Source organism: Mucilaginibacter sp. P4_G9 (assembly GCF_056400985.1).
In genome coordinates, this window is sequence record NZ_JBFUKF010000349.1 from 1 (window position 1) to 5210 (window position 5210).

Consider the following 5210-nt stretch of genomic DNA (forward strand, 5'->3'; position numbering starts at 1 on the left):
ATAATATTCCACGGTGCGGGTACAAAAGCAAAGGCAAGCAAAGCTGCCCAGGCAAAGCCGATAAGTGCTAAAATATAACGCCCCCTGGTTTTGCTGTTCACTTCGGCAATAAAGCGGATACCGTAAAATTTGCTTAAGGTGTAACCTATTACCTGGGCAATTACCAGCCACACCTTATAATCAACATGCAGGTATTGCTGCCCGGTAAAGGTTCCGGCTGCAAAAGCTTTACGGAAAGCATACATGGAAGTATATAAACCAAATGCCGAAACCGCCGCCATTACCGATAGCAGCGAATATGGCCATTTGGCAACCTTTGCACGTAAACCGTCAATCAGGCTCATTGTTTACTGGTTTATAATATCAAGTACCTGTGCAATATCATCAATAATATGGGTGGGATTGTAGGTTTCCAGCCCGGCTCGGGTAAATATGCCGGTGGTTACGCCAATTACATATTTGCAGCCGGCATTTTGTCCCTCGCGCACATCAACCTCGGTATCCCCTACCTTGGCAACTTCCAGCGGATCTGTTATGCCCCCCTCCATCATCATTTTTTGAATCATATACGGATGCGGGCGACCAAGTTCTACCTCATCCGATCCAATAACGTAGTCTATCAAACCCTTCTCGCGCCATTGTAAACGGTTAACAATGGTATCGGCAATATCGCGCGAAAAACCGGTATTTATGCCTACTAATACGCCTTTTGCATGCAATGCGGCAAATGTTTCCTCTACATTTGGCAAGGGTGCAATACCTGGTTCGTATTGGTAAAAATTAATCATTTGCTGCACAAACTCTTTGTGAATGGTGCTTACCAGTTCAAAAGTTATAACAGCTGTGTTTGCTTCATGCTCATGCAGCATTTTGCTAATGGCAAGGGTCTTTTCGTAACCCATTAAGGGATCTATCTTTGATAGCTCAACCACATAGCCCGATTTTTTCATGGCAGCCTGGAAGGCTTTGCTTACTTCATGATCATCCTTAACAGTGGTGCCGGCTATATCAAAAACAACTAATTTAATACTCATAAACAAATATAAAATGTTTAGCAATACTAAACTTAATTTATTACCAGCAAACTAATTTTGTGTTAAGGTTTGGTTAAGGGTGGTGAATGGTGAGTGGTGAATAGTGAGTGGTGAATGGTGAGTGGTTGATTAAGATACCTGAAGCCGGATTGCGCAGATACCTTAGATTATGGTATTTGAAAAGAATCCTGCTAATCCCTTAATCCCGGTTCAGACAAAAGACTATGCAACTACTCACTTAATCGACCACTCACCACTCACCACTCACTGCTCACCCCCATCATTTCTTCTCTTCAAAAAAATAAACAACCAGCATACTTGCGGTTGTTGTGCCCAGGTTTTTAGGTGTATGGGGGATGCGGCCATCAAACAACATCGAATCGCCCTGGTACAGTTTTACCTTATCATCATTAAACTGGTATTCAATTTCCCCGCTTAAAATGTACTTGTACTCAAACGCTTCGGTTTCCACCATCGGGCGCGATGCATCAGGTTCCAGTTCAAGTATTACGATGTCGACAGTTGATTGTGTTATTAACTGGGTAAAGATCCTTTGATAATGGAAGCCCGCGGCATGCTCCTTTTCAAAATGCTCATACTCGGCTTTGCGCTTTACCAATACCGGCACAGGATTATCTTTTGACCGGATACCCTTAAAAAACTCGTTCATATCTATTTCAAGAGCTTTGATAATATCTATCAATACAATAAGCGATGGTATAGTACGGCTGTTTTCTATCTGCGATATTAGTCCTTTGCTTACATTGGCCCTGATAGCTAATTCCTGAACGGTTATATTTTTTTCTCTCCGGCGTTCCTTAATGCTGTTACTGATCTGTATCAGTATATCCTCTTCCATAATGTTTAGTATTGGTAAACATGCGCAAAATAAAAAAAATTGTCGAGCCCCCCACCCCCCTAAAGGGAGAGCTTTTGAATTGCATGCTTTTAATCTGCTGCATTTATGATTACTAAACAGCTTTAAACCATATTTTTATATAATAAATAACTATACTAATCAAAAAACTCGCTTTTTGGGGGATTGGGGGCCTGCCGTTATTATTCATAAACATTTAATAATAACATAACCTCAATCGCCTTAATTTGCAATAAAATCTACCAACATGACATTTTCCTTATACGACCCGCAGGCTGTAGTAAAAGAAGTATTTTCACTTTATGAAAAATTTGGCGACGAGGACTACATTGGTGAGCCGGTTTCGCAGTTGGAGCATATGTCGCAGGCTGCTGCTTTGGCACAGGCCGAGGGACATGATGATGAAGTAGTTCTTGCGGCTTTTTTCCATGACATTGGTCATTTATGTGCCGAAGCCGGTGAAGCCGAAAGTATGGATGGCATGGGCAATGTTGATCATGAACAAATTGGCGCCGACTTTTTGCTGGAACGCGGGTTTTCTGAAAGAGTAGCTAACCTGGTACAGGGACATGTAATTGCCAAAAGATACCTTACCTATAAATATCCCGAATACTATAACTGTTTATCTGAAGCAAGTAAGGCAACCCTCAATTTCCAGGGAGGCGTGATGACGGCTGACGAAGCCGCTGATTTTGAGCTTCATCCCGATGCCGAACTGATTATCAGGCTGCGTTACTGGGATGATATGGCCAAAGAAATGAATGTGCCGGTAGATAATATACAATATTTAAAAACTATCGCGCTTAGTCATTTACAACAGGTTAACTCATAAAACATTCATGTTAATTTTTTGTAACGGGCTTGTGATATTACCGTTACAAAAACCACCTGCTTAACACAGGGTGAACAAAAGCTTAAGTATTGCTTAATGCTAAATTGGTTTACTAATAATAAACAAAGTTTAGTATTGCTGCATGAAAAAAGCAAAATTCTCACCCTTAAATTTTAGCAGATGAATAAGTTTTACCAACGATTAACAACCGTTATTACGGTTTTGTTATTTTGTATTGCGCCATCTATATTATTAGCCCAAAGCAAAATAAGCGGTACAGTTACCGACGAAAATCACTTACCACTACCAGGTGTAAGCGTAAGAATTAAAGATCAAAACAAAGGAACAGTAACCGATATTGAAGGCCGTTACATTATTTCGGCAAGCGCGGGTCAAACGCTTTCTTTTTCATTTATCGGCTACACACCACAAGCTGTTGTGGTAAGTGATAAGGCGGTAATAAACATTAGCCTTACCGGTGATAACAAAACATTAAACGAGGTAGTTGTTACCGCGCTTGGTGTTAAAAAGGAAACCAGGCGGATTGGTTACGCCATACAAGCCGTAAACGGCGATGCATTAACCACAGCCCGCGACCCCAACCCTATTACAGGCTTAATAGGCAAGGTTGCCGGTGTAAGTGTAGGTCCATCTGCCGAGTTATTGGGCAACCCAAATGTTTTAATAAGAGGTAACCAGGTATCCTTATATGTAGTTGATGGTTTCCCTATTAATACTGACACCTATAACATCAGCCCCGATGACATTGAAACTTATACCGTACTAAAAGGCCCTGCCGCGGCGGCGCTTTACGGTAACCGCGCATCATTTGGCGCTATTTTAATCACCACAAAAAAAGGTGAGAAGAATAAAAAAGGTTTAACTGTTGATATTAACAGCAGTACCGTACTTAATACCGGCTTTTTAGCCTTCCCGCGTACGCAAAGCACATTTGGTCCGGGCGAAAACACCTTTTATACTTTTGTTGATGGTAAAGGCGGTGCACCAGGCGGTGTGGATGGTGACTATGATGTTTGGGGACCGTACTTTGCGGGCCAGCTAATACCGCAGTATGATAGCCCTGTTATTAACGGTGTTCGCCAGGCTACCCCCTGGACAGCCCGTGGTAAAAACAACCTCAAAAACTTTTTACAGATAGGTACGCAAACCAACAATAACGTATCCTTAGGAGCAGTTGGCGATACTTATGTAACCCGTTTCTCGGTTTCGCAGCAACATCAAACCAGCTATATCCCTTCACAATACCTCAATATAGCTAATGCTAACTTTTACGCTTCGTTCAATCCTATCCCAAAATTAAAATTTGAAGCCAATGTTAATTATAACAGGCAGTCAACAGATAATTTTCCGGATGTTCAATACGGTCCTAACAGTATCATCTATAATATTGCTGTTTGGACAGGCGCCGACTGGGATGTAAACGCTCCCGATATTAAAGCCATCTGGCAGCCAGGCAAAGTTGGCGTTCAATCGCAGTTTGCCGAGTATCAGCGTTACCACAACCCTTATTTGTTAACCCAGAAATGGACCCGCGGCCATTATAAAAATGACACCTACGGTTACCTGTCTGGAAACTATAAGTTTAACGATCATGTAAACGTAACGCTGCGTTCGCAAATTGATACCTATAACATTTTACGTACAGAGGATCTTCCGTTTTCGGCCCACCCTTACGGCCGTGAAGGTAACCAGGGCGATTACCGCGAAGATCGCCGCGACCTTTTTGATAACAATACGGAGTTAATGGTGAACTATAACTTTACCGTTAAAAAGTTTTTAAACCTATCGGGCGTTGTTGGTTCAAACCTTCGCAGCTTAAATTATAACTCAAGCTGGACATCTACCGATTACCTGAACGTACCAGAGGTTTACGCTTTCAGTAATTCAAAAAATCCAATCCAGTCAACCAGCTTTAACTCGGCCGAAAGGGTATTTAGCTACTATGCATCGTTAGATGCCTCGTTTGGTAAATATGCTACTTTATCGGGCACTTTTCGCCGCGATAAATCAAGCGCATTCCAGAATGTTACAACCTATGGCTATCCAAGTGTTTCAGCAGCTACAGTAATTTCTGATTACATTAAACTGCCCGAATTTATTTCGTTCTTAAAAGCCCGCGGTTCATTTGCAAGCATTAAAACAGATGCTTCAAGCTCAACCATAGGTCCGGCTCCTTATAGCTCTATCACCGCGTTTGGTGGCAGTACAGGTGCATCATTATTTAACAACCCGCTGGGTTATGGCTCTACTTATAGATCGCCGTATAATGGCCCTACTTATGCGTTAAACACGTCGTATAGCATCAACAAACCTTATAACAACCAGGCGGCAGGTTATGCATCTGACTACCTGTACCAGGAAAACATCAAAACGCTTACCCGTATCAACTACGAGGAAGGCTTCGATATCAAATTTTTACAGAACCGTTTAGGGTTTAGCGGTACAG

Annotated in this window: 5 protein-coding genes; 2 read left to right on the forward strand and 3 right to left on the reverse strand. The window is 42.0% G+C overall.

Annotated elements, in window-relative coordinates:
* The 3 genes from AC1DPZ_RS21380 to AC1DPZ_RS21390 all read right to left on the reverse strand — a co-directional run.
* The coding region (locus tag AC1DPZ_RS21380) for a DUF5690 family protein (RefSeq protein ID WP_477407238.1) at positions 1-344 on the reverse strand (344 nt) is incomplete at its 3' end.
* Between the two features lie 3 nt (positions 345-347).
* Positions 348-1034, reverse strand: a complete 687-nt coding sequence (locus AC1DPZ_RS21385) for an HAD hydrolase-like protein (protein ID WP_477407240.1) — start codon at positions 1032-1034, stop codon at positions 348-350.
* 280 nt (positions 1035-1314) lie between these two features.
* A complete protein-coding gene (locus AC1DPZ_RS21390; protein WP_477407242.1) occupies positions 1315-1893 on the reverse strand; it encodes a helix-turn-helix domain-containing protein in 579 nt (192 codons plus the stop codon).
* Between the two features lie 265 nt (positions 1894-2158).
* Here AC1DPZ_RS21390 and AC1DPZ_RS21395 point away from each other — a divergent pair, with 265 nt between their 5' ends.
* Positions 2159-2743 (forward strand): phosphonate degradation HD-domain oxygenase, encoded by a 585-nt coding sequence (locus AC1DPZ_RS21395; protein WP_477407244.1) that lies wholly within the window; start codon positions 2159-2161, stop codon positions 2741-2743.
* A 180-nt stretch (positions 2744-2923) separates the two neighbouring features.
* The coding region (locus tag AC1DPZ_RS21400) for a carboxypeptidase-like regulatory domain-containing protein (protein WP_477407246.1) at positions 2924-5210 on the forward strand (2287 nt) is incomplete at its 3' end.

What these genes read in the sequence shown, in the direction of transcription:
- AC1DPZ_RS21385 (WP_477407240.1), bottom strand. Translation starts at nt 1,034, where the DNA reads ATGAGTATTAAATTAGTTGTTTTTGATATAGCCGGCACCACTGTTAAG.
- AC1DPZ_RS21395 (WP_477407244.1), top strand. Translation starts at nt 2,159, where the DNA reads ATGACATTTTCCTTATACGACCCGCAGGCTGTAGTAAAAGAAGTATTT.
- AC1DPZ_RS21390 (WP_477407242.1), bottom strand. Translation starts at nt 1,893, where the DNA reads ATGGAAGAGGATATACTGATACAGATCAGTAACAGCATTAAGGAACGC.